This window comes from uncultured Chitinibacter sp. (assembly GCF_945957625.1).
In the GTDB taxonomy this organism is placed as follows: Bacteria; Pseudomonadota; Gammaproteobacteria; order Burkholderiales; family Chitinibacteraceae; genus Chitinibacter; species Chitinibacter tainanensis.
In genome coordinates this window covers 493,832-513,622 of sequence record NZ_CAMFLP010000001.1, presented here as the reverse complement: position 1 = coordinate 513,622, position 19,791 = coordinate 493,832, and the positions used below count along the sequence as shown (strand labels likewise).

Sequence of the window (19,791 nt, the reverse complement as noted above, 5' to 3'; positions counted from 1 at the left end):
CTTACAAGATTCACACTCTGCACCAGCGCGGACCAGCTCGCGCGGCGCGCGCACCAGCACTGCGCAAGCTTTAGGCGCTAGCGGCTTTGCTCGCAGCCAAACGCTGACGACGGCTTTCGGACAGCACCATGCCCGTGGCCACCGATACATTCAGGCTTTCTACAGTACCAAACATCGGAATCGACACCAGCGAATCGCACAGCTCGCGTGTCAGGCGGCGCATGCCCTCGCCTTCATTGCCCAAGACCCAGGCAATCGCGCCGGTTTGATCGTAGTTATACAGATCCGTCTGGCCATCGGCCGCAGTGCCTACGATCCAGATACCGCGCTCTTTCAAATCACGAATAGTGCGCGCCAGATTAGTCACCATCACATAGGGCACCACTTCGGCCGCGCCACACGCCACTTTCGAAACGGTGGCGGTAATGCCCACGCATTTATCTTTAGGGGCAATCACCGCATGCACACCCATGGCATCGGCCACCCGCAGGCAGGCACCCAGATTATGCGGATCGGTAATGCCATCCAGAATCAGCAAAAAAGCCGGCTCGTCCAGATCATCGAGCACATCTTCAATCGACAGATAGCTCTTATCGCTATCAATCAGCGCCGCCACGCCCTGATGGCGCACATTGCCGGCCAGGCCATCCATACGCTCGGCGGTCATCGGGGTGATTTTCTGATCGGCTTCTTTGGCCAGACGCAGCAAGTCTTTCATCCGTGGGTCGCTGCGCTCGTTGCTGACATACAGCTCGAGCACACTATCCGGAAAACGGCGCAAACGCGCGGTAACGGCATGAAAACCGTGGATCAATTTTTTTTGCATTTGGCGCAATTCCCCATTCAAAGGCGGGATTTTACGGCTTTTTGCCCCGCTGCGCTGCAAGATTGCGACTTAGGCCTCGCGCTGGCGGCCTGAGAGCGTACCCAGATCGGCCTGATAATCGCCGCGCGGCAACAAGCGCCCTTGCGGCGCCGGATGAAAATACACCCACGCCCAAATCCGCTCGCCCGTAGCCGTGATGATCGGGCTAAGCTCGCGGCAATAATCGCTAGGGTGTTCTTCTAGCTGATCGACCTGTGCCAGCGTGGCCGCATCCAGGGCATACAATTCACCCTGCACACGGTACAGCGCCGGGCTTTTAGCTAGAAATGGATAATCAAGGGTATACAGCGCAAACTCATGCTCGGTGCAGGCTGGCGCAATATACCTAGCTTGCGCCAGATAATGGTGATTGGCAAAACCCGCTTTGAGCGTGCCATAGACAAACAAAAACTGCTCGGCGCTAGGCGTGGCCGAATCCGTGGTTGGGGCGGCAGAGGCGCGCGACTCAATCATGCTGACATAGCCTGAAATGATGGAGCGCTATTGTGCCTGTGCAGCCGTGGGTTTGCCTAGCGGCTCGACCACCGCTGGGCCACTTTCTTCACCCACCGCGGGCACTTGCAGCACATCCGAATCCACACAGCGCTTGGCCTGGCAGAGCTTGACGCGCCAGCTGGCCGGGCGGCTGGCCGGCACGCCTTGCCAGCTGCCGCACCATACGCCATTGCCACAATCTGTTTTTAGCGCCTGGCTGTACAGCACTTCGCGGGTGGTTTGATCAATCAGCAACCAGCGATCCGGCGCCACGCCGGGCTGCTCGGTTTTCCAGCTTAATAACACTTGCGTCGGCAATAAGCCATCGCCCAAGTCAGGATCATCCGGGGTAAACAGCGCCAGCACCGGCTTGGCAGGCAGAAGCTCGGGCCCGAGCATGGCCTCGACGCGGATTTTCTCCGAGCCTGTGCACAATGTGCGCCGGCACAGGCGCACCGATAATTCGTGCACGCCATTGGCCAGCGGTAAATTCACTTGGCCGGCTTGGCTGCGATCATTGTTTTCGGTGAATTTATCCGAGCGGTACACCACCTTGCTGCCGTTCAGCACTTCCCAATGGGTACCGGGATTTCCCCACCATAAATTCCACGCCACCGTCACCACGCCATCGGTGGTGATTTGCGGAATCCACGCCAAGGCCGGCGCATCGGGCGGGCCGGCTTCAGCCACGGCGCCGGGCTCTTCACCCGCCTCCACCCAGGTCGCGGCGCGCACTTCGGTGCACAGCGGCGCCTCGAGCGTGCCGTTGCAGAGTCTGATGCGAAATTGATGCTCGCCCGGGGTGAGTTTAGCCAGTTGAAAAACGCCGCTTTGCACCGACTCCAGCCGCGCCTCGGCCAGCTCAGTCACTTGCACGCGCTCGCCTTGCACTGGCGGGGCGTTATCGCGGGTACGGCGACTAAAATCACGGCCGCGATAGCGCAGCACGTCGTTATCCCATACTTCCCACCACTGCCCGGCCGTACCAAACCAGATATCCCAGGCGATGGTGAGCGGCCCGTTTTTGAGTCGTGCCGGCAAGGCATCCAGCACCGGTAGCATCGGCGCTTCGACTTGTTGCTCGGGAATGCTGGGGCCGCTATTGGCCACAAACTCGGGCGCATAAATGCTCGGATCATTGCGCACGGGCGGCGGCGGCGCGCTCAGCTGCTCGCATTCAAGCACCCCAAGCACGGCGGTGGGCTGGCAGGCTAGCTGATCGCGTTTGGCCGCTTCGCTACTGGGCAATAAAAAACCGGCGTGGGCCGCGGCCGAGAAGGCGCCAGCCAACAGCCAGCCAGTAGCACGAACAAGAAGGGCAAAACGCGGAGCCATGCGCAATTTCCTTGGCGGGGTTTAAACTGCTTCGCAATATTCCAACTGTAACTGCAAATGCCGTTCGCCGCGAAATTCGTTAACGGCGATTTTATACACGGCCTGAATATCCCGGGGTATCGGCTCGGCGTAGTTGAAACGCATAGCGTCTAGCACCATACCCTCAGGGCTACTGAGCTTGAGCTTGCTGTGTTTTTCACCCACGATGCGCTGCTCAACCACGCGGAAACGCCCCTGAAAAACGGGCGCCGGAAAGCCCTGCCCCCAGACCTGCCGATCCAGTTGCTCGGCGGTGGCGATTTGTAGCGCATCGGCCGGCAACTCGCCATCTGTTTCGATCACCCGTGTGAGCTGGCTCTCATCCAGAAGTTCACGACACACATCCTCAAATGCGACCGCAAAAGCGGCGTAATCGGCCTTGGCAATCGTCAGGCCGGCCGCCATCGCATGCCCGCCAAATTTGCGGATTAACTGCGGCTGGCGCTTGGAAACGAGATCGAGCGCATCGCGCAGATGTAAACCGGGGATCGAGCGGCCCGAGCCCTTGATTTCATCGCACACCACACCGTCGACACCGCCATCGGCAAACACCAGCGTGGGGCGGTGAAACTGATCTTTGACCCGCGAGGCTACAATCCCGATCACGCCCTGATGCCAGTCGGGCTGATACAGACACAAGCTGTAGCGATCAGCTACATCCACGGCCAGCAAGGCGCGCTCGGCCTCTTCGCGCATGCCCTGCTCAATTTCGCGCCGCGCGCGATTGAGTTGATCCAGCGCCTTGGCCTGCTGCAGTGCCTGGCCTTCATCAGTGGCGAGCAGCGTATTGATGCCAAAGCTCATATCATCCAGCCGCCCGGCCGCATTTAAGCGCGGCCCCAGTGTAAAGCCCAGATCAAAGCAGCTGGCGCGGCCGTGATAACGCCCCGCCGCCGCAAACAGCGCCATGATGCCGGTGCAGGCACGGCCGGCGCGCATGCGTTTTAGGCCCTGCTCGACCAGAATGCGGTTATTGGCATCGAGCTTCACCACATCGGCCACCGTGCCCAGCGCCACGATATCCAGCCATTGCGCCAGATTCGGCTCGGCCTGCTGGCCATTGGCGTAGACACCGCGCTGGCGCAATTCGGCCCGTAAGGCCATCAGCACATAAAACATCACCCCGACACCGGCCAGATTTTTGCTCGGGAAAGTGCAGCCGGGCTGATTCGGGTTCACGATCAAAGCCGGCGGCAGCTCATCGCCGGGCAAATGGTGATCGGTAATCAAGACTTCGATGCCGTGAGCCTGCGCATGGCGCACGCCTGCCAGACTCGCGATCCCGTTATCCACGGTAATGATCACATCTGGCGCCTTGGCCCGCGCCAGATCGACAATCTCGGGCGTCAGGCCGTAGCCATACTCAAAACGGTTGGGCACGATGAAATCCACCACCGCACCAAACGCCGCCAGGCCCTTCATGCCCAAGGTGGTGGCGGTGGCGCCATCGGCATCATAATCCCCCACGATCAGCAGCCGCTGGCCAGCCGCAATCGCATCGGCCAAGCGCGCCGCCATGGCGGTGGCGTTTTTTAACAGGGTAAACGGCAGCAAGCGGCTCAGTTCATGCTCCAGCTCTTGCGGGTCGGCAATGCCACGGGCGGCGTATATTCGCGCCTGCAGCGGGGTGTAGCCCGCTTGCTGCAGAGCGGCGACTGCTTGCGGCGCGATGGGGCGCGGACGTATCAATGACATCAGCCTTCCTCCGTCAACGGCCCGATCGGCAAAGCGGGACGTCGCCAGAAGCGCCATAAATCACCGCGCCGAATGCGACATTGCTCGCCGGTATTGGGCAAGGTGAGGCATAGCTCGGTCAGGCTGCCGGCTTGCAGCGCGGCCAAGGCCGGCGCCAGCCAGTCGGCTTCCCAGCGCAGCCAGATTTGCTGCCACTGATAGCCTTCACCGTAAATAGCCGGATAGCGCAAATCATCGAGTAAGACACAGGCATTACTGATATTCAGCCCCTGAGCTGCGGCAAAATTGCCCGGCACAGTCGCTTGCGCACCCAAGGCATTGAGCAATACATCATCGGCGTATAGCGCCGCAGGCACTGCCACATCTTGATCCGCAGGATATACCCCACCACCCGATAGCCACACACTGTGCACCAATGGCTGGCCTGCCGCATCGCGGGCGTCGTTCACCGGATGCTGGTACAGCAACATTTGCATTTCATTCAATAAGGCGTGAAATTGCAGCGCTTTCGGCCCCGCAGGCAAAACGTCGTTCAGATCGCGATTAAGCGCCTGATCCAGCGGCACAAACTCCAGCTGCGGATCGGCCGGCAGGCGCAGCAGCCATTGGCTCGGACTGATGGCAATAAACTGCCAGCCATCCGCTCCATACAAGCCATTCAGGCTATCCACCAGCGCTTCGGCTTCCGCCTGCTGGCAGGCCAGATACGGCTCACCCAAGACGGTGAGATGATCACGTTCGAGGCGCAGGTGGACGGGTTCAGCCAGCAACCAGTAGCCCGCCGTGAGTGGCGTAGCAGTTTGGGCTTGATAGTGCGCTGCCAAAATCGGCCCGGCGGGTAGCTGCGCCAGCCCCGCCAGGCTCGCCAGATAGGCCGCCCGCCCGCGCAGTGGCAAAATGCTTTTGCGGCTCGTGCCATACAGTTTGGCCAGCGCCGGCAGGGTTTGGTTTTGCCAGATCGCGGCGCGTGTATTTAGCTGCGGCCACAGTGCGCCGGGTAGAATCAGTTCAAGTTGGGTCAAGGTCGTCATACGCGCATTTTAACATCGCCACGCCCAAGCTTTCGCCCACCTAGCACAAGAAAAAACCGCTGAGTAAAAACCCGCATTGGCTAGCAGCATCCCGCAGCGAATTCAAGCATCTGAAAATGTGTGTTGCATTATTGGCAACACCTAGGCATAATTCGCCCCCTTCGATGCATTGCCCGCTGCATTGCAACAGTTTCGCTGCCGATGGCAGGTTTGTTGCACACTTTATTTCTTTCGGTGGGCGTTTTGCTTTTTCATAGATCTCATCGCCTCTGACCTTCTTCCCCGCACTGCAGTTGTTGATAGCGGAACTTCTGGTTGGCGTCGATGCTGAGTCAAGTCATGGACTTGGCCACACATATAAGGACTGCCAACATGCCGCATACCGCTGCTACGGCTACAGACACGCCTAACGCTTTTATCGAACTGGGCCTGGCGCCACAAATTACCGCCACCCTGGAAGCTCAAGGCTTTAACACCCCAACCCCGATTCAGGCAGCCGCCATTCCTGAAATCATGGCCGGCCACGACATCATGGCTTCAGCGCAAACCGGTACCGGTAAAACCGCCGCCTTCTTGCTGCCCGCCCTGCACAAACTGACCAAAGAGCCAAAACACAATGGCCGCGGCCCGCGTATTTTGGTGTTGACGCCAACCCGCGAATTGGCTGAGCAGGTATCTAAAGTGGCAACCGAATTCTGCCGCAAGATCCCGCGCTGCAAAGTGGTGACCGTTGTGGGTGGCGTACCCTATCCAGTGCAAAACAAAATGCTGGCGCAGCCGTATGAAGTGCTGGTGGCGACCCCAGGCCGTTTGACCGACCTGATGCGCAATGGCCGCATTGATTTCCGCCGCATGGAACTCTTGGTACTGGACGAAGCCGACCGCATGCTGGACATGGGCTTTATTGATGAAGTGGAATCCATCGTTGAGCAACTGCCCAAAGAGCGCCAAACCGCCCTCTTCTCGGCCACGCTGAGCGAATCGGTACAAAGCTTTGCCGAGCCAATGCTGCGCTCGCCAAAACTGGTGGAAATGGCGCCACAAGAAGTATCTAAGCCACAAATCGAACAACGTGTGCACTATGCCGATGGCTATGAGCACAAACAAAAGCTGGTTGCCGCACTGCTGCGTGACAACGACGGCCAGCAAACCATTATCTTTACCGCGACTAAATTGTCGGCCGATGAGCTGGCTGAATGGCTGAAGCTGGAAGGCTTTAAAGCTGCCGCCATGCACGGTGACCTGGCTCAGCGCGATCGTCGCCGCACTCTGGATCGTCTGCGTCGCGGCGATATCGACACGCTGGTGGCCACCGACGTGGCGGCGCGCGGGATCGACGTGGCCGGCATTAGCTTGGTGATCAACTTCGATCTGCCACGCTTTGCGGAAGACTACATCCACCGGATCGGTCGTACCGGCCGGGCCGGTCGCTCTGGCGTGGCCGTATCACTGGTGACGAAAAGCGATTTCTCGCTGCTGACTAAAATCCGCCGTCAATTCCAAATCGAATTTGGCGTACAAGAGATCGAAGGCTTGGAAGCACGCTTCCAGCCAGGCCGTGGCCACCAAGGTGGCGATCGTCGTGGCGCAGGCGGCCCAGGCCGTGGCCGTGGTCGCGATGGCGGCTACAACAAGAGCTTTGGTGGCTACAAAGGCCAGCGCCAACGCGAAGACGGCCAACGTCACACTGAAGGTCATCGCAGCGAAGCGTCACGCGGCAGCTACGGCGAGCGCGAACGTCAACCACGCGGTGAAGGCTTTGGCGGCCAACGCGAGCGTCAATTTGATAATCGCGAATCACGTGGCGGCTACGGCAATCGCACCCCACGCGGCGGCGAATTCGCCGGTGACCGTGCGCCACGTGGCGATTTCGATCGCGCTCCACGCGGTGATTTCGGTGGCGAGCGCGCCCCACGCGGCAACTATGGTGGTGATCGCGGCGATCGTGGTGGTCGTGATTTCGACCGCGCACCGCGTGGCGATTTTGGTGGCGAACGTGCGCCACGCAGTAACTTTGATCGCGCTCCGCGCGGTGACTTTGGCGGCGAGCGCGCCCCACGTGGCAACTACGGTAGCCAGCGTGAGCAACGTGAAGGCGGTCAGCGCGAAGTTCGCGCTCCACGTGGCGATTTTGGCGGCAAGCCAGATGGCAAACGTGGCGGCGGTCGCTTTAGCTAAGCATCTCGCCTTACCCAATTAGAAAAGCAGCCTACGGGCTGCTTTTTTATTGCCCGCTAGGGCTGCGCTTTGGGCTTGCTCAGTTGCGTGGCGATCGCTGAGCCCAACAGAATCGAACCAGCGCTTAATCGCCCGCAACCTCCAGCGGCGGCAGGCCATGCCGCGCGCGGGCGCGATTACAGGCCGCGCTATACACGCCGATTTCGGCCAGCGCGCCAAACTCGCGACAGGGTGATGGACGCTCGAAATAGATACCGCACGACACCCGCTCACCGACCTTGCCCACCAGCGCCAAGCACCGCGGCTGCGCATAATCGGTGCCGCGCATACGGGCGGTGTAGGCAGTTTCGTCATCCGCCAAACTATCTGGCACTGTGCCGCCTTCGCTACTAAGCTCCGAGCGATCAAATGACACCCGGAACGCCGCACAGCAGGCGCCACAGCTCAAGCACACATTTTCCATATTCAGCCACCCGATCCAGCGATTACAATCAGGGCCGCATTCAATCCAATTCCCCGCCTGGGGTCAAGTTTTACCATGCTGATTCGCCCACTCACCGCCGCCGATTTGCCCGCGGTTGCCGCCATTCAAGCCAGCTGCTACCCACCGGAACTCTTAGAGCAAGCAGAATGCTTTGCCGCCAAAATTGCCTTTTCGCCCGCCAGCCACTGGCTGGCCGAGCGCGATGGCGAAGCACTGGGGTATCTGTTTTGCCACCCCTGGCAAGGCTGGCAGCCACCCGAACTCGACAGCCGGCAGCTTTGCTGGCCACAGCCACAGGCCGCAGCGGACTGCTTTTATCTGCACGATCTGGCCGTCGCGCCCAGCGCGCGCGGCCTTGGGGTGGCCGAGCAATTGATTGATACGGCACTGAGCTGGGCGCGGGCGCAGCAACTGCCGCGCGCAATGCTGATCGCAGTGGGGCGCGCGCCGGCATTCTGGCAACGGCATGGCTTTGTGGTCGAGCGCAACAGCGCTGATCTGCACAAATACGGCGCCGCCGAGTTGATGAGCCGCACACTTTAGCCAACCCAGGGGTATTGCCAGCTAAATCAGATAAGAAAAGGGCTAGAAATAGATACCCAGCAGGGTATAAAGCTGCCACAGCGCCATCGCCACAATCAGCCCGCCACACAGTGGCCGCACCCACGGTTTTTGCAGGCCTTGCTGGAGCTGGCGGGCAAACAAGCCCATCAATAAAAGATTGGGCAAAGTCCCCAGCCCAAAGGCCAGCATCACCCCCGCCCCGTGACTGGCACTGCCGCTCGCCAGCGCCGACAAAGAGGCGGTGTACACCAGCCCGCAGGGTATCCAGCCCCACAAGAGGCCTATTAGCGGCGTGTGCCACACCGAGCGCACCGGCAGTAAGCGCCGCATCAGCGGCTGCACTCGCCGCCATAGCGGCTGCCCTAGAGCTTCGACGCGAGTGAGCCAGCGATTAACGCCGGCGATATACAGCCCCAGCAACAGCAGCAGGACATTAGCAAGGATAAACAGCGAGAGTTTGAGCGCCTGCAATTGCAAAAGCAGCGCAAAGCTTGCCAAACCACCCAGCAAGGCACCGATCAGCGCATAGCCGGCCAGTCGGCCCAGATTAAAGCCCAGCAAATACGGCCAGCGCGCCGTAGGCGGCAATTGCAAACTAAAAGCAGTAACAATGCCACCGCACATGCCCACACAATGCCCGCCACCGAGCAAACCAGCCAAAAACAGGGCCAGCAGATCTACTTCCAGCACGCTATCCCGCCCACCGTTAAATCAGGCGAGAATACCGCGCTTGCGTCACCGTTGTCCGCAAATATCGATCAAACACCATGGCAATCGAACGGATCAGCAACCGGCCTTTGCCAGTTACAAACAGACCATCAGCCTCGATCTGCAGCAAACCATCTTCGACGAGCGGCGCGAGCAATTGCAGCTCGTCAGCAAAATAGTCGGCAAAAACGATCATATAGCTGACTTCAATCGCCTGAAAATATAGCTCGAATTGGCACATTAGCGCCTGAATCACCGCCCGGCGAATCACATCATCGCGATTCATCGTCAGGCCGCGCTGCACCGGCAACTGCTGCACATCGACCGCCTGATAGTACTCTTCCAGCGTTTTTACATTCTGGTAGTACTGCCCGCCCACCTTGCCAATCGACGACACGCCAAAGGCCAGCAAATCACAGTCGGCATGGGTAGAGTACCCCTGAAAATTGCGCTGTAGCCGCCCACGGCGCTGCGCCACGGCCAGATCATCATTCGGCAAAGCGAAGTGATCCATGCCAATCAGCACGTAACCCGCCGCCAAGAGATCGCGAATGGCGTTTTGCAGCATATCCAGCTTATCGCTGGCGGAGGGCAATTCGGCCTCATTAATCCGCCGTTGCGGCATAAAGCGCTCGGGCAAATGAGCGTAGTTGTAGAGGGCGATGCGATCCGGACGCAATGTCAGCACTTGCGCAATGGTCTCAGCGACGCTGGCCACGGTTTGCTTGGGCAGGCCATAAATCAGATCGACACTCACCGACTTAAAGCCATGCATGCGGGCGGCTTCAATCACAGTGCGGGTTTCTTCTTGCGATTGCACCCGATTCACGGCCTCTTGCACCGCGGGGTTGAAATCTTGAATACCCACACTCATCCGGTTAAAACCCAGCTGCGCCAAGGTGCGGATCATCGACTCGCCCACTTTGCGCGGATCAATCTCGATGGAGTATTCGCCAGTCGGCAAGAGCTCAAAATGGCTACGCACCATCCCCAGCAAGCGCTCAAGCTGCGCTTCATTTAAAAAGGTGGGCGTGCCGCCGCCTAAATGCAGCTGACTGACCCGTGAGCGCTGTGGCAAGGCCTGGGCATACTGGGCTAGTTCGCGCCCGAGATAATCCAGATACACATCCGCTTTGCTGGTGTCTTTCGTAATAATCTTGTTACAGCCGCAGTAATAACATACGGTATTGCAGAAAGGGATGTGAAAATACAACGATAGCGGATTGGCTAGCGCGCCGGGTAAGCGTTGTTGTAATATCTGCTCCAGCTGAGGACTGGTCATGGCTTGCGTAAAGCGATCCGCGGTCGGATAAGACGTATAGCGCGGCCCTTTGCCGTCGTAACGCACGATCAGCTCGCGATCAAATTCGATTTGGCCGCTCGGGTGCGGATGCTGGCTTGTTACAAATGTCATCGTGACTCTACTCCGATTCTACCCCTGCAGAATAAGAGCTAGCCTAATCCTCTGGTTTGATTAAAATCAATTCATCGTGACGGCGCATGCGGTAATTAGCACGCGCTAGCGGTACAATGTTTCCCTGTTTTTGTTTTCTGGTGAGAAGTTGATGATTTCCCCCATCCAAGTACGCGACATGACCCCACGCCATCTGCGCAATTCATGTGTTAACTGCAGTTTGCGTGAGCTGTGTCTGCCCATCGGCCTCTCCCAGGATGAAATGTCAGAGTTAGATAAACTGATCACCCAGGCCCGCCCGATTAAACGTGGCGAGGCGCTGTATCGTGCTGGTGAACCATTCCGCTCGCTGTATGCGGTGCGTCTGGGCTTCTTTAAAGCCAGCGTGATTTCTGAAGATGGCCGCGAGCAAGTCACCGGCTTTCACATGTCGGGCGAATTGCTGGGCATGGATGCCATCAGCACCGATGTACACACTTGCGATGCCATCGCCCTGGAAGACAGCGAAGTGTGCGAGCTGCCTTTTAGCGACATCGAAGACCTCTCGCGCGATGTGCCACTACTGCAACGCCATCTACACAAGGTAATGAGCCGCGAAATCGTGCGCGATCACGGCGTGATGCTATTGCTGGGCAATATGAAGGCCGAAGAGCGCCTCGCGGCATTCCTGCTGAACCTGTCACAGCGTTTCGCCGTGCGCGGCTATTCATCCAGCAGCTTCCATCTGCGTATGACGCGGGAAGAAATCGGTAGCTATCTGGGCCTGAAACTGGAAACCGTGAGTCGTACACTCTCCAAATTCCAGGACCAAGGCTTGATTAAAGTGCAAAACCGCTTAATCGAGTTGGAAAACATCGACAGCCTGAAAAAACTTTTGAACACCTGTCACGACGAATAAAGCACCACCGGGGGTATCATGCGCCAAGCCCATTTGATTGCCCCCTCTAGTCTTATACCCCTAATAGCCAGCCGATTGCACTGGCAAACTCCGCGCCAAACAGCCTTCTGCCTGCACCCGCTCAGCCAACAGCTACCCAGCATCGCCACGGATGAAGCAATTTTGCTGTTTCATCCTGGCTCCCCCTATCTGCAGCAACACTATCCTGAGCATCCGCTGTGCGAAGTCATCATCGTGCCCAGCCCTCTGGCCGGCCTGCACGGCTTTATGCTGGCGGCCAGCGGCGAGCATGCCGCGCTTGAGCAATCTGCCGAAATACTGGATCTGCTCGCCCCCGTGGCCAATGGCTGGCTGCACCTCGGCCCGCGCGGCTGCGGCGGGTTTATTCAGCAGATCTGGCAGACGCTATTGCCGCCCTCGCAAAGCGCCGAACAGCAAGACTGGCAAGCCATCCTCAGCACATTGCAACAACCCAACCCGTTTCAGCAGCAAGGGCCACTGCTAACGGCACTGAGCCATCAGCTCTTGCAACAACAGCTGCAACTATCCACCCTGCGTGGCCTCGCCCATCGCTTTCTGCAGGATTTTCCACCTGCAGCATTTCATGCACATCACCCACAGCTTGAGCAGGCCTTTGCGCCATTAATTAGCAACGAATACAGCCCCACTCACCAGCTGGCGCAACTACTCAGCCAGCAATAAGGCGAGCAGCCTCGCTCAAGCTCTTACAGGCGCAAACAAATAAAAAAGCCACCCGAAGGTGGCTTTTTTCATTACTCAACTACTTATTTGCTTTTGATGGTGTAGAGCGGGGTTTGACCTGCAACCACTGCGCCGCTAGCCAGATTGGCCAATGGGGCAAATTGATCAGCATTGGTCAATACCACCGGACTGATCACCGATTTAGCATTGTTGCGCAAGTATTCCAGATCCAGCTCCAGCACCGGCTGGCCGGCTTTCACTTGGCTACCTTGCTCAACCAGACGGGTAAAACCTTGCCCGCCCAGCTTCACGGTTTCAATCCCGATGTGCACGATCAGCTCAACACCGGCATCATTGATCAGTGCGAAAGCATGGTTGGTGTTGAAGATCTTCACCAATTGGCCATCACACGGCGCAACAACTTGATTACCGGTAGGCAGAATCGCCACACCTTCACCTACAGCTCGGGTCGCAAATGCCGCATCGGGCACATCTTCCAGAGCCACCACCTCACCCGTTACCGGGGACAGCAGTACGATTTCGCCGGGGTTAGAGGCTACAACGGCCACAGCCTCAGGCTGTGGCGCAGCCTCTGTTACTTTTTTCCGGCCAGAACACCACGCAGCGCGTCAGCGATCAGTTCGGCTTTAGGCCCAACGATGATTTGTACGCTTTGTTTGTTCAGCTTGATTACACCACTAGCACCAAGACGTTTGGCAGCAGCTTCATTCACCAGATCAGCATCATTTACCGACAGACGCAGACGGGTAATGCATGAGTCAACGTTGGTCACGTTAGCAGCACCACCAACTACATCCGCGTAGCCTTGAGCCAGTGACAGAGTGTCGCTAGCAGCTGGGGCAGCTACTGGAGCGGCAGCAGCAACGGCTTCTTCGTCTTCACGACCAGGCGTTTTCAGGTTCAGAGCTGCGATCACTGCGCGGAATACAAAGTAGTAAATCGCGAAGAACACCACACCTTGAACAATCAGCATGATCATGTTCTGGGCCAGCGGGTTGCGGCTAGACAGAACAAAGTCAACCAGACCGGCTGAGAAGCCAAAGCCTGCAATCCACTGCATTTGCGCAGCGATAAATACAGACACACCAGTCAGGAAGGCGTGAACCACATACAGCAGTGGTGCCACGAACATGAAGGAGAATTCCAGCGGCTCGGTTACACCAGTGAAGAATGAAGTTACCGCAGCAGCCAGCATGATTGAACCTACGCGAGCGCGGTTTTCAGGCTTAGCAGCTTGGTAGATCGCCAATGCAGCACCTGGCAGACCAAACATCATGATTGGGAAGAAACCAGCTTGGTACATACCGGTAACACCTTGAACAGCCTTACCTTCGGCCAGTGATTTCGCACCGCCCAAGAAGTTAGGAATGTCGTTGATGCCGGCTACGTCAAACCAGAACACAGAGTTCAGGGCGTGATGCAGACCTACTGGGATCAGCAAGCGGTTGAAGAAGGCATAGATACCAGCACCAACAGCTTTCAGGCCAACGATCGATTCACCGAAGTGCACCAGACCACCGTAGATGTGTGGCCATACTGCCATCAGGATGAACGATACAACGATCATCACGACAGAAGTAACGATTGGAACCAGACGGCGGCCCGAGAAAAACGCCAGTGCTTTGTGCAACTCAACACCGCTGAAACGGTTATAGAGTTCTGCAGCAATCACACCGCACAAGATACCAACAAACTGGTTGTTGATTTTCTTGAACGCGGCTGGCACTTGATCCAGAGGGATACCCTGAATTTGCGATACCACGTTAGGTTTGAGCAGGGTGGTTACCACGAGGAAACCCACCAGACCCGCCAGCGCAGCAGCGCCATCTTTGTCTTTCGACATACCGTATGCCACACCAACCGCAAACAGGATTGGCATCTGGTCAATGATGGCAGCACCAGCTTGAATCAAGAAAGCTGCCAGTGCATTACTTGCACCCCAACCATCCGGATCAATCCAGTAACCAATACCCATCAAAATCGCAGCGGCTGGCAATACAGCTACCGGCACCATCAGTGACCGGCCGATTTTTTGCAAATAGCCCAAAATATTCATGCTTATTTCACCTTTTAAGTAGTACTTCGACCCTATTAGATTGAAGAACCAGCTAGAGCTGATAACACTACAACTTCATCCCCAGAACATCGTTTGCTGCGCAGACGAGAGGTTCAAAATGGCCACTTGATTATCTGCCCGCCGTCACAATCTGTGCAATGTTTCCATTGCAAGCTGTGCAAGAAAGCAAAAATCTTCAAACAACCATTTGAAAGCTCGCACGAAACAACGAAGATCCGTGCGGCAAAGATTGTCATTGTGTGAGGCGCATCATGTTGAGATTGCTCAATGATTACAACCAATGAGTCTGCTTCTTAATACTTTGCAAGATTTCTTTACATTCGCCAGCCGATACACCACCGGGGTATCGCCATCGCAAGCAAAATGGTGAAAAGTCGGCAATCGATTGGTTACACCGCCGCACAGCTTCGGTTAGAATAGTTTTTTTATCTGTTACTGGTTTATCCACACATGCTTACAGGTAGCCTTGTTGCACTCGTCACGCCGATGGACGTGAACGGTGAAATCGATTTCCCCACCCTGCGTAAACTCGTTGACTGGCATATTGAACAAGGCACCAATGGCATCGTCGCCGTTGGCACCACAGGTGAATCCCCCACTCTGGATGTGCATGAGCACATCGCAGTAGTAAAAGCAGTGGTCGAACAAGCGGCCGGCCGCGTGCCGGTCATTGCCGGCACGGGCGCCAACTCCACCCGCGAAGCCATTCACCTTTCGAATGAAGCGCTGCGCGTCGGTGCTAACTACGGCCTTAGCGTCGTACCGTATTACAACAAACCCACGCAAGCCGGCCTTTATCAGCACTTCAAAAGCATTGCCGAAAATACGGCACTGCCCACCCTGCTGTATAACGTACCCGGCCGCACTGGCTGCGATCTGAGCAACGATACTGCACTGCAGTTGGCTGAATTGCCCAATATCGTGGGGATCAAAGATGCCACGGGCAATATGGAGCGAGCTGCCGAGCTAGCTAAGCGCGCCCCAGCTGGCTTTGGCCTTTACAGTGGCGACGACGCCACCACCCTGCCCTTCATTTTGCTGGGTGGCCATGGCACGATTTCAGTAACTGCAAACGTGGCCCCCAAAGCCATGAGTGAAATGTGCGCCGCGGCTGCAAAAGGCAACATCGCTCGTGCACGCGAATTGAACGACCCGCTGCAAGGACTGCATCGGCATCTGTTTATTGAAGCCAACCCCATCCCGGTTAAATGGGCGCTGGAAACCATGGGCAAAATCCCCGCTGGCCTGCGCCTACCGCTGACACGTTTGAGTGAGAGCGCTCAAAGCACGCTCAAACAAGCCATGCAAGCGGCTCAGATTATCTAATTTTGTTGGTAGACCCGCCCTTTCGGAATCTCGATTCATGCAAATCAAAACTCTTTCCAAACTGCTGCTCTCTACCGCACTGCTGACTGCGTTAAGCGCCTGCTCTACTGATAACATTCTCACCAGCAAGGTGGATTATCGCAGTGGCAGTGACAACGTGAGTCGCAACCCGCTTGAAGTGCCACCCGACCTATCGCAAGTAGCCACGCCGAACGCCACCGCCAATACGACGCTAAGTGCCACAACAGCGGCACAAGCCAACAATACTAATCGTGAATTACTACCCAAGCCCGCGAATGCACGCATCGTGAATCAGGACGGGCTACGTTTTATTGAAGCCACGCTCAGTGCCAACGAAGCATGGGAGCGCAGCCGCGAATTCTGGCTTGCCAATGGCTTTACTCTCACTACTGAAAAACCAGCGACTGGCGTCATGGAAACAGATTGGCTGGAAAATCGTGCGGATCTACCGAATGATTTCATGACAAATCTGGTTCGTAAATTTGCTGATTATTTTGTATCCACCGGCCGTCTGGATAAATATCGCACGCGGATTGAACGCGGCAATGACGATCAACACGTCAATATTTATCTAACCTATCGCGGCATGACCGAAGTCTACAAAGAAGGCTCAGCGCAAACCCAAAACTGGGGTGGCACTGCCTATACCGCAGCGCCACCTAATCCAGATCTTGAGCTGGAAATGATGGGCCTGTTGATGCAGTCATTTGGGCTAAGCAAAGAAGAGAGTGCGCAAGCAGTACAGCAAGCCAGCGCCAAACCGGTGGCTCGCGCCAGCCTCGACAACAACAGCCTGCTGATCAGCGATGGTTTTGATCGCGCATGGCGCCGTGTAGGCCTTGCCTTTGACCGCGTGGGTTACAACATTCAAGATCGCAACCGTAGCGCTGGCCTCTTCACCGTTCAGCGCGCTGCAACGGATATCGACAAAGAAGTTGAGTCTAGCTACTTCAGCTCCTTAGCATTCTGGAAAAAAGATGAAAGCGGCAAAGTAGATGGCAAAGGCACCAATGCGCAAGCCTTTGAAGTGAAGCTAAGTCCTCAAGGCGACAAAACCCGCCTGACCATCACCAGCAAAGATCCAATCGATCCTGCGGTGCAGAAGAAAATGCTGAACGACCTGCTCAATCAATTGAAATAGCAGGGTATAGCTCCGCAAGCCAATTAGAACAAGCTCTTGCGGCTTATACACCAAGCAAATAAACGCCAACGATACCGCTGGCGTTTTTTATTTCCTACACCAAACAAACCACTGATCTAGCACCAAGGTATCTCATTGGCGTACCTCACCTCGATAGGCAAAAAAAACGCCAGTCCGTAGACTGGCGTTTTGTGAGGCGTGGAGCCTTAGTTGCTTTCCACCTTGCTCATCCGGCGGCGATCATGCTCTTGCAGATAGCGCTTACGAATACGGATGTTTTGCGGAGTGATTTCGACCAATTCATCATCATCGATAAACTCAACGGCCGATTCCAGCGTCAGTTTCACTGGCGTGGTCAGACGAACCGCTTCGTCAGTACCTGAAGCGCGCACGTTGGTCAGTTTCTTACCCTTGATCGGGTTTACCACCAGGTCGTTATCACGGCTGTGAATGCCGATGATCATGCCTTCGTACAGTTTCTCGCCTGGGCTTACAAACATCCGGCCGCGGTCTTCCAAGTTCCACAGCGCATAGGCAACCGCCTCGCCATGCTCTTGGGAAATCAGCACGCCGTTGTGACGACCTGGCATATCAGCCTTAGCCGGTGCATAGTCATCAAAAACGTGACTCATCAAGCCAGTACCGCGGGTCATGGTCATGAAGTCTCCTTGGAAACCGATCAGACCACGGGCTGGAATATGGTATTCCACGCGCGTACGGCCTTGACCATCACTTTCCATATTGGTCAGCTCGCCACGGCGACGACCCAGCTCTTCCATCACCGCACCTTGGTGGCCATCTTCAACGTCGATGGTCAGGTTTTCATATGGCTCGCAACGCTCGCCATTGATTTCTTTGTACACCACACGTGGTTTACCAACGGCCAGCTCATAGCCTTCACGGCGCATGTTTTCCAGCAAAATAGTCAGGTGCAGCTCGCCACGACCAGAAACGCGGAACACGTCGGTGTCATCGGTATCTTCAACCCGCAGCGCCACGTTAGTCAGCAGCTCTTTGGTCAGACGATCACGAATCTGACGGCTGGTGACGAATTTACCTTCAGTGCCGGCCAATGGTGAGGTGTTCACCATAAAGTCCATGGTCAGGGTTGGCTCATCCACGGTCAGCATCGGCAGACCCATCGGCTGCTCTTTATCACAGATAGTGACGCCGATACCGATGTCTTCCAGACCAGAGATAATAATGATGTCACCCGCTTCAGCTTCAGGTACTTCAACGCGCTCCAGGCCTTTGAAGCCAAGCACCTGGTTGATACGGCCTGCAGCTACTTGGTCGTCGTGATTCATTACCACCACCTGCTGACCAGGCTTGATGCGGCCGTTCAGCACGCGACCAACGCCAAGGCGGCCGGTATAGGTTGAGTAATCCAGCGCGGCAATTTGCAGCTGCAATGGCGCATTGGCATCGCCCGGTGGAGTTGGCACATGCGAGAGGATAGTCTCAAACAGTGGACGCATATCGGCTGATTCAGCATCCAGCGACAGCTTGGCAAAGCCGTTCAGACCTGAAGCGTAAACAATTGGGAAGTCCAGCTGCTCGTCAGTGGCACCCAGCTTGTCAAACAGATCGAAAGTTTGATCCACCACCCAATCAGGACGCGCGCCTGGACGGTCGATTTTGTTGATCACCACGATCGGGCGCAGGCCTTGGGCCAGCGCTTTTTTGGTCACGAAACGGGTTTGTGGCATTGGGCCTTCAACGGCATCCACCAGCAGCACCACGCCATCCACCATGCCCAATACGCGCTCAACTTCGCCACCGAAGTCCGCGTGCCCTGGGGTATCCACGATGTTGATGTGAGTGCCTTCGTAATTAATAGCGGTATTTTTCGCCAGAATGGTAATGCCGCGCTCTTTTTCGAGATCGTTGCTATCCATTACGCGTTCAGCAACTTGCTGATTTTCGCGGAAAGTACCGGCTTGTTGTAGAAGCTGGTCTACCAGCGTGGTTTTGCCGTGGTCAACGTGGGCAATAATGGCGACATTTCGAAGTGCGCGGGTCATGGGTCTCAAATTCAGGATTTGCGAAAACGGCGGATTGTATCATGGCTTAATGACAATCACCGTACTTTGGCAAGTACCGACTGGCGGTTAATAAGTACAAAGGCTGTACATCATGGCGAAATGAGGAGTGCGAAGCCACGGAATGAGCCTGACGCTAGAACCTGCAGTCACTCGCCGTCCGGGTATAACGCTGAAATCCATATTGAATAATGCTCGCTAGCACATACCCAGATAGGTATCTAGGCGCATTCAGCTGATCGGGCTTTCCAGCCCGAGCGCAAACCCACCAAAAGCAAAAACACGCCCACTAGCGCTGGCGGCAACCATGGCAAAGCATTGCGCCAAGTGCCGCGATCCAGCATGGCCAGCGTGGGGTCGACTGGGTCGTAAATCACAGTCGGTTGCTTGGCCACTCCACCGCGAACGCGCAGTAAATTCCAATCGGCAAATTGATACAGCCGCCCATCATGAATGAAGGCGACGTAAACACGATAGCGTTCGGCCTGCGTTTGATCGGGCGGCAACCGCTCATAACGGAGCAACTGTCCCTGCACGACCTCGCCGCGCAACAACAAAGGATAGCGCTCGGCGCCCAGCACATAGCTTAAGCCTAACAATGCCAAGCCCGCCATTAGCTGCAGACACCAAACCCAGCGTATCCATGCCTTGCCTACACGCTGCGCTGATTGTTCCAGCGCTGAAGGATCAATCTGCATACTACCTCCCTTGCCGCCCGGTTAGCTTTTGCCAAGCAGACAAGCTGACGAATTGAC

Annotated in this window: 18 protein-coding genes; 6 read left to right on the top strand and 12 right to left on the bottom strand. The window is 56.5% G+C overall.

Annotated elements, in window-relative coordinates:
* Positions 1-70 precede the first annotated feature (70 nt).
* The 5 genes from rlmB to QV747_RS02360 form a co-directional block, all read right to left on the bottom strand.
* Positions 71-826, bottom strand: a complete 756-nt coding sequence (gene rlmB / locus QV747_RS02380) for a 23S rRNA (guanosine(2251)-2'-O)-methyltransferase RlmB (RefSeq protein ID WP_028449024.1) — start codon at positions 824-826, stop codon at positions 71-73.
* 69 nt (positions 827-895) lie between these two features.
* Positions 896-1,339: a gamma-glutamylcyclotransferase gene (locus tag QV747_RS02375; RefSeq protein ID WP_273428825.1), complete on the bottom strand. Its 444-nt coding sequence runs from the start codon at positions 1,337-1,339 to the stop codon at positions 896-898.
* 27 nt (positions 1,340-1,366) lie between these two features.
* Positions 1,367-2,695: a chitinase N-terminal domain-containing protein gene (locus QV747_RS02370; protein ID WP_047393707.1), complete on the bottom strand. Its 1,329-nt coding sequence runs from the start codon at positions 2,693-2,695 to the stop codon at positions 1,367-1,369.
* A 21-nt stretch (positions 2,696-2,716) separates the two neighbouring features.
* Positions 2,717-4,429, bottom strand: a complete 1,713-nt coding sequence (gene recJ, locus QV747_RS02365; protein WP_273428823.1) for a single-stranded-DNA-specific exonuclease RecJ — start codon at positions 4,427-4,429, stop codon at positions 2,717-2,719.
* The gene (locus tag QV747_RS02360; RefSeq protein WP_273428821.1) at positions 4,429-5,460 is read right to left on the bottom strand and encodes a hypothetical protein; all 1,032 of its coding nucleotides are present in this window, start codon (positions 5,458-5,460) and stop codon (positions 4,429-4,431) included. The genes recJ and QV747_RS02360 overlap by 1 nt, the downstream gene beginning before the upstream one ends.
* Before the next feature lie 372 nt (positions 5,461-5,832).
* Here QV747_RS02360 and QV747_RS02355 point away from each other — a divergent pair, with 372 nt between their 5' ends.
* Entirely contained in the window at positions 5,833-7,638 is a 1,806-nt protein-coding gene (locus QV747_RS02355) for a DEAD/DEAH box helicase (protein ID WP_273428819.1), read from the top strand.
* 124 nt (positions 7,639-7,762) lie between these two features.
* Here QV747_RS02355 and QV747_RS02350 read toward each other — a convergent pair whose 3' ends face one another.
* Positions 7,763-8,101, bottom strand: coding sequence for a YkgJ family cysteine cluster protein (locus tag QV747_RS02350; protein ID WP_273428818.1), 339 nt, complete (start codon positions 8,099-8,101; stop codon positions 7,763-7,765).
* Positions 8,102-8,176: 75 nt separating this feature from the next.
* On the opposite strand from QV747_RS02350, the gene QV747_RS02345 reads away from it, so the two are divergent.
* The gene (locus tag QV747_RS02345) at positions 8,177-8,665 is read left to right on the top strand and encodes a GNAT family N-acetyltransferase (RefSeq protein ID WP_273428817.1); all 489 of its coding nucleotides are present in this window, start codon (positions 8,177-8,179) and stop codon (positions 8,663-8,665) included.
* A 42-nt stretch (positions 8,666-8,707) separates the two neighbouring features.
* Here QV747_RS02345 and QV747_RS02340 read toward each other — a convergent pair whose 3' ends face one another.
* Complete coding sequence (locus QV747_RS02340) at positions 8,708-9,376, bottom strand: sulfite exporter TauE/SafE family protein (RefSeq protein ID WP_373317272.1); 669 nt, start codon at positions 9,374-9,376, stop codon at positions 8,708-8,710.
* A gap of 16 nt (positions 9,377-9,392) precedes the next feature.
* Positions 9,393-10,808 carry an oxygen-independent coproporphyrinogen III oxidase gene (hemN, locus tag QV747_RS02335; protein WP_273428814.1) on the bottom strand — a complete coding sequence of 472 codons (1,416 nt, stop codon included), beginning with the start codon at positions 10,806-10,808 and terminating at the stop codon, positions 9,393-9,395.
* 151 nt (positions 10,809-10,959) lie between these two features.
* Here hemN and fnr point away from each other — a divergent pair, with 151 nt between their 5' ends.
* Positions 10,960-11,706, top strand: a complete 747-nt coding sequence (gene fnr, locus QV747_RS02330) for a fumarate/nitrate reduction transcriptional regulator Fnr (protein ID WP_081986573.1) — start codon at positions 10,960-10,962, stop codon at positions 11,704-11,706.
* Between the two features lie 18 nt (positions 11,707-11,724).
* The gene (locus QV747_RS02325; protein ID WP_273428813.1) at positions 11,725-12,408 is read left to right on the top strand and encodes a hypothetical protein; all 684 of its coding nucleotides are present in this window, start codon (positions 11,725-11,727) and stop codon (positions 12,406-12,408) included.
* A gap of 83 nt (positions 12,409-12,491) precedes the next feature.
* Here the strand turns inward: QV747_RS02325 and QV747_RS02320 are convergent, their stop codons facing one another.
* Entirely contained in the window at positions 12,492-12,977 is a 486-nt protein-coding gene (locus QV747_RS02320; protein WP_028449013.1) for a PTS glucose transporter subunit IIA, read from the bottom strand.
* Between the two features lie 26 nt (positions 12,978-13,003).
* On the bottom strand, positions 13,004-14,485 hold the full coding sequence (nagE, locus tag QV747_RS02315; protein ID WP_028449012.1) for an N-acetylglucosamine-specific PTS transporter subunit IIBC: 1,482 nt from the start codon (positions 14,483-14,485) through the stop codon (positions 13,004-13,006).
* A gap of 471 nt (positions 14,486-14,956) precedes the next feature.
* Here nagE and dapA point away from each other — a divergent pair, with 471 nt between their 5' ends.
* A complete protein-coding gene (dapA, locus tag QV747_RS02310; protein ID WP_273428811.1) occupies positions 14,957-15,832 on the top strand; it encodes a 4-hydroxy-tetrahydrodipicolinate synthase in 876 nt (291 codons plus the stop codon).
* 37 nt (positions 15,833-15,869) lie between these two features.
* The gene (gene bamC / locus QV747_RS02305) at positions 15,870-16,994 is read left to right on the top strand and encodes an outer membrane protein assembly factor BamC (RefSeq protein ID WP_273428809.1); all 1,125 of its coding nucleotides are present in this window, start codon (positions 15,870-15,872) and stop codon (positions 16,992-16,994) included.
* A 206-nt stretch (positions 16,995-17,200) separates the two neighbouring features.
* On the opposite strand, the gene typA is transcribed toward bamC, so the two are convergent.
* On the bottom strand, positions 17,201-19,018 hold the full coding sequence (gene typA, locus QV747_RS02300) for a translational GTPase TypA (protein WP_028449009.1): 1,818 nt from the start codon (positions 19,016-19,018) through the stop codon (positions 17,201-17,203).
* A gap of 239 nt (positions 19,019-19,257) precedes the next feature.
* Positions 19,258-19,734, bottom strand: a complete 477-nt coding sequence (locus tag QV747_RS02295) for a DUF3592 domain-containing protein (RefSeq protein ID WP_273428808.1) — start codon at positions 19,732-19,734, stop codon at positions 19,258-19,260.
* Positions 19,735-19,791: the final 57 nt, after the last annotated feature.

Excerpts from the sequence above, each read along its gene's own strand:
- rlmB (WP_028449024.1), bottom strand. The coding sequence starts at position 826 with ATGCAAAAAAAATTGATCCACGGTTTTCATGCCGTTACCGCGCGTTTG.
- QV747_RS02375 (WP_273428825.1), bottom strand. The coding sequence starts at position 1,339 with ATGATTGAGTCGCGCGCCTCTGCCGCCCCAACCACGGATTCGGCCACG.
- QV747_RS02370 (WP_047393707.1), bottom strand. The coding sequence starts at position 2,695 with ATGGCTCCGCGTTTTGCCCTTCTTGTTCGTGCTACTGGCTGGCTGTTG.
- recJ (WP_273428823.1), bottom strand. The coding sequence starts at position 4,429 with ATGTCATTGATACGTCCGCGCCCCATCGCGCCGCAAGCAGTCGCCGCT.
- QV747_RS02360 (WP_273428821.1), bottom strand. The coding sequence starts at position 5,460 with ATGACGACCTTGACCCAACTTGAACTGATTCTACCCGGCGCACTGTGG.
- QV747_RS02355 (WP_273428819.1), top strand. The coding sequence starts at position 5,833 with ATGCCGCATACCGCTGCTACGGCTACAGACACGCCTAACGCTTTTATC.
- QV747_RS02350 (WP_273428818.1), bottom strand. The coding sequence starts at position 8,101 with ATGGAAAATGTGTGCTTGAGCTGTGGCGCCTGCTGTGCGGCGTTCCGG.
- QV747_RS02345 (WP_273428817.1), top strand. The coding sequence starts at position 8,177 with ATGCTGATTCGCCCACTCACCGCCGCCGATTTGCCCGCGGTTGCCGCC.
- hemN (WP_273428814.1), bottom strand. The coding sequence starts at position 10,808 with ATGACATTTGTAACAAGCCAGCATCCGCACCCGAGCGGCCAAATCGAA.
- fnr (WP_081986573.1), top strand. The coding sequence starts at position 10,960 with ATGATTTCCCCCATCCAAGTACGCGACATGACCCCACGCCATCTGCGC.
- QV747_RS02325 (WP_273428813.1), top strand. The coding sequence starts at position 11,725 with ATGCGCCAAGCCCATTTGATTGCCCCCTCTAGTCTTATACCCCTAATA.
- nagE (WP_028449012.1), bottom strand. The coding sequence starts at position 14,485 with ATGAATATTTTGGGCTATTTGCAAAAAATCGGCCGGTCACTGATGGTG.
- dapA (WP_273428811.1), top strand. The coding sequence starts at position 14,957 with ATGCTTACAGGTAGCCTTGTTGCACTCGTCACGCCGATGGACGTGAAC.
- bamC (WP_273428809.1), top strand. The coding sequence starts at position 15,870 with ATGCAAATCAAAACTCTTTCCAAACTGCTGCTCTCTACCGCACTGCTG.
- typA (WP_028449009.1), bottom strand. The coding sequence starts at position 19,018 with ATGACCCGCGCACTTCGAAATGTCGCCATTATTGCCCACGTTGACCAC.
- QV747_RS02295 (WP_273428808.1), bottom strand. The coding sequence starts at position 19,734 with ATGCAGATTGATCCTTCAGCGCTGGAACAATCAGCGCAGCGTGTAGGC.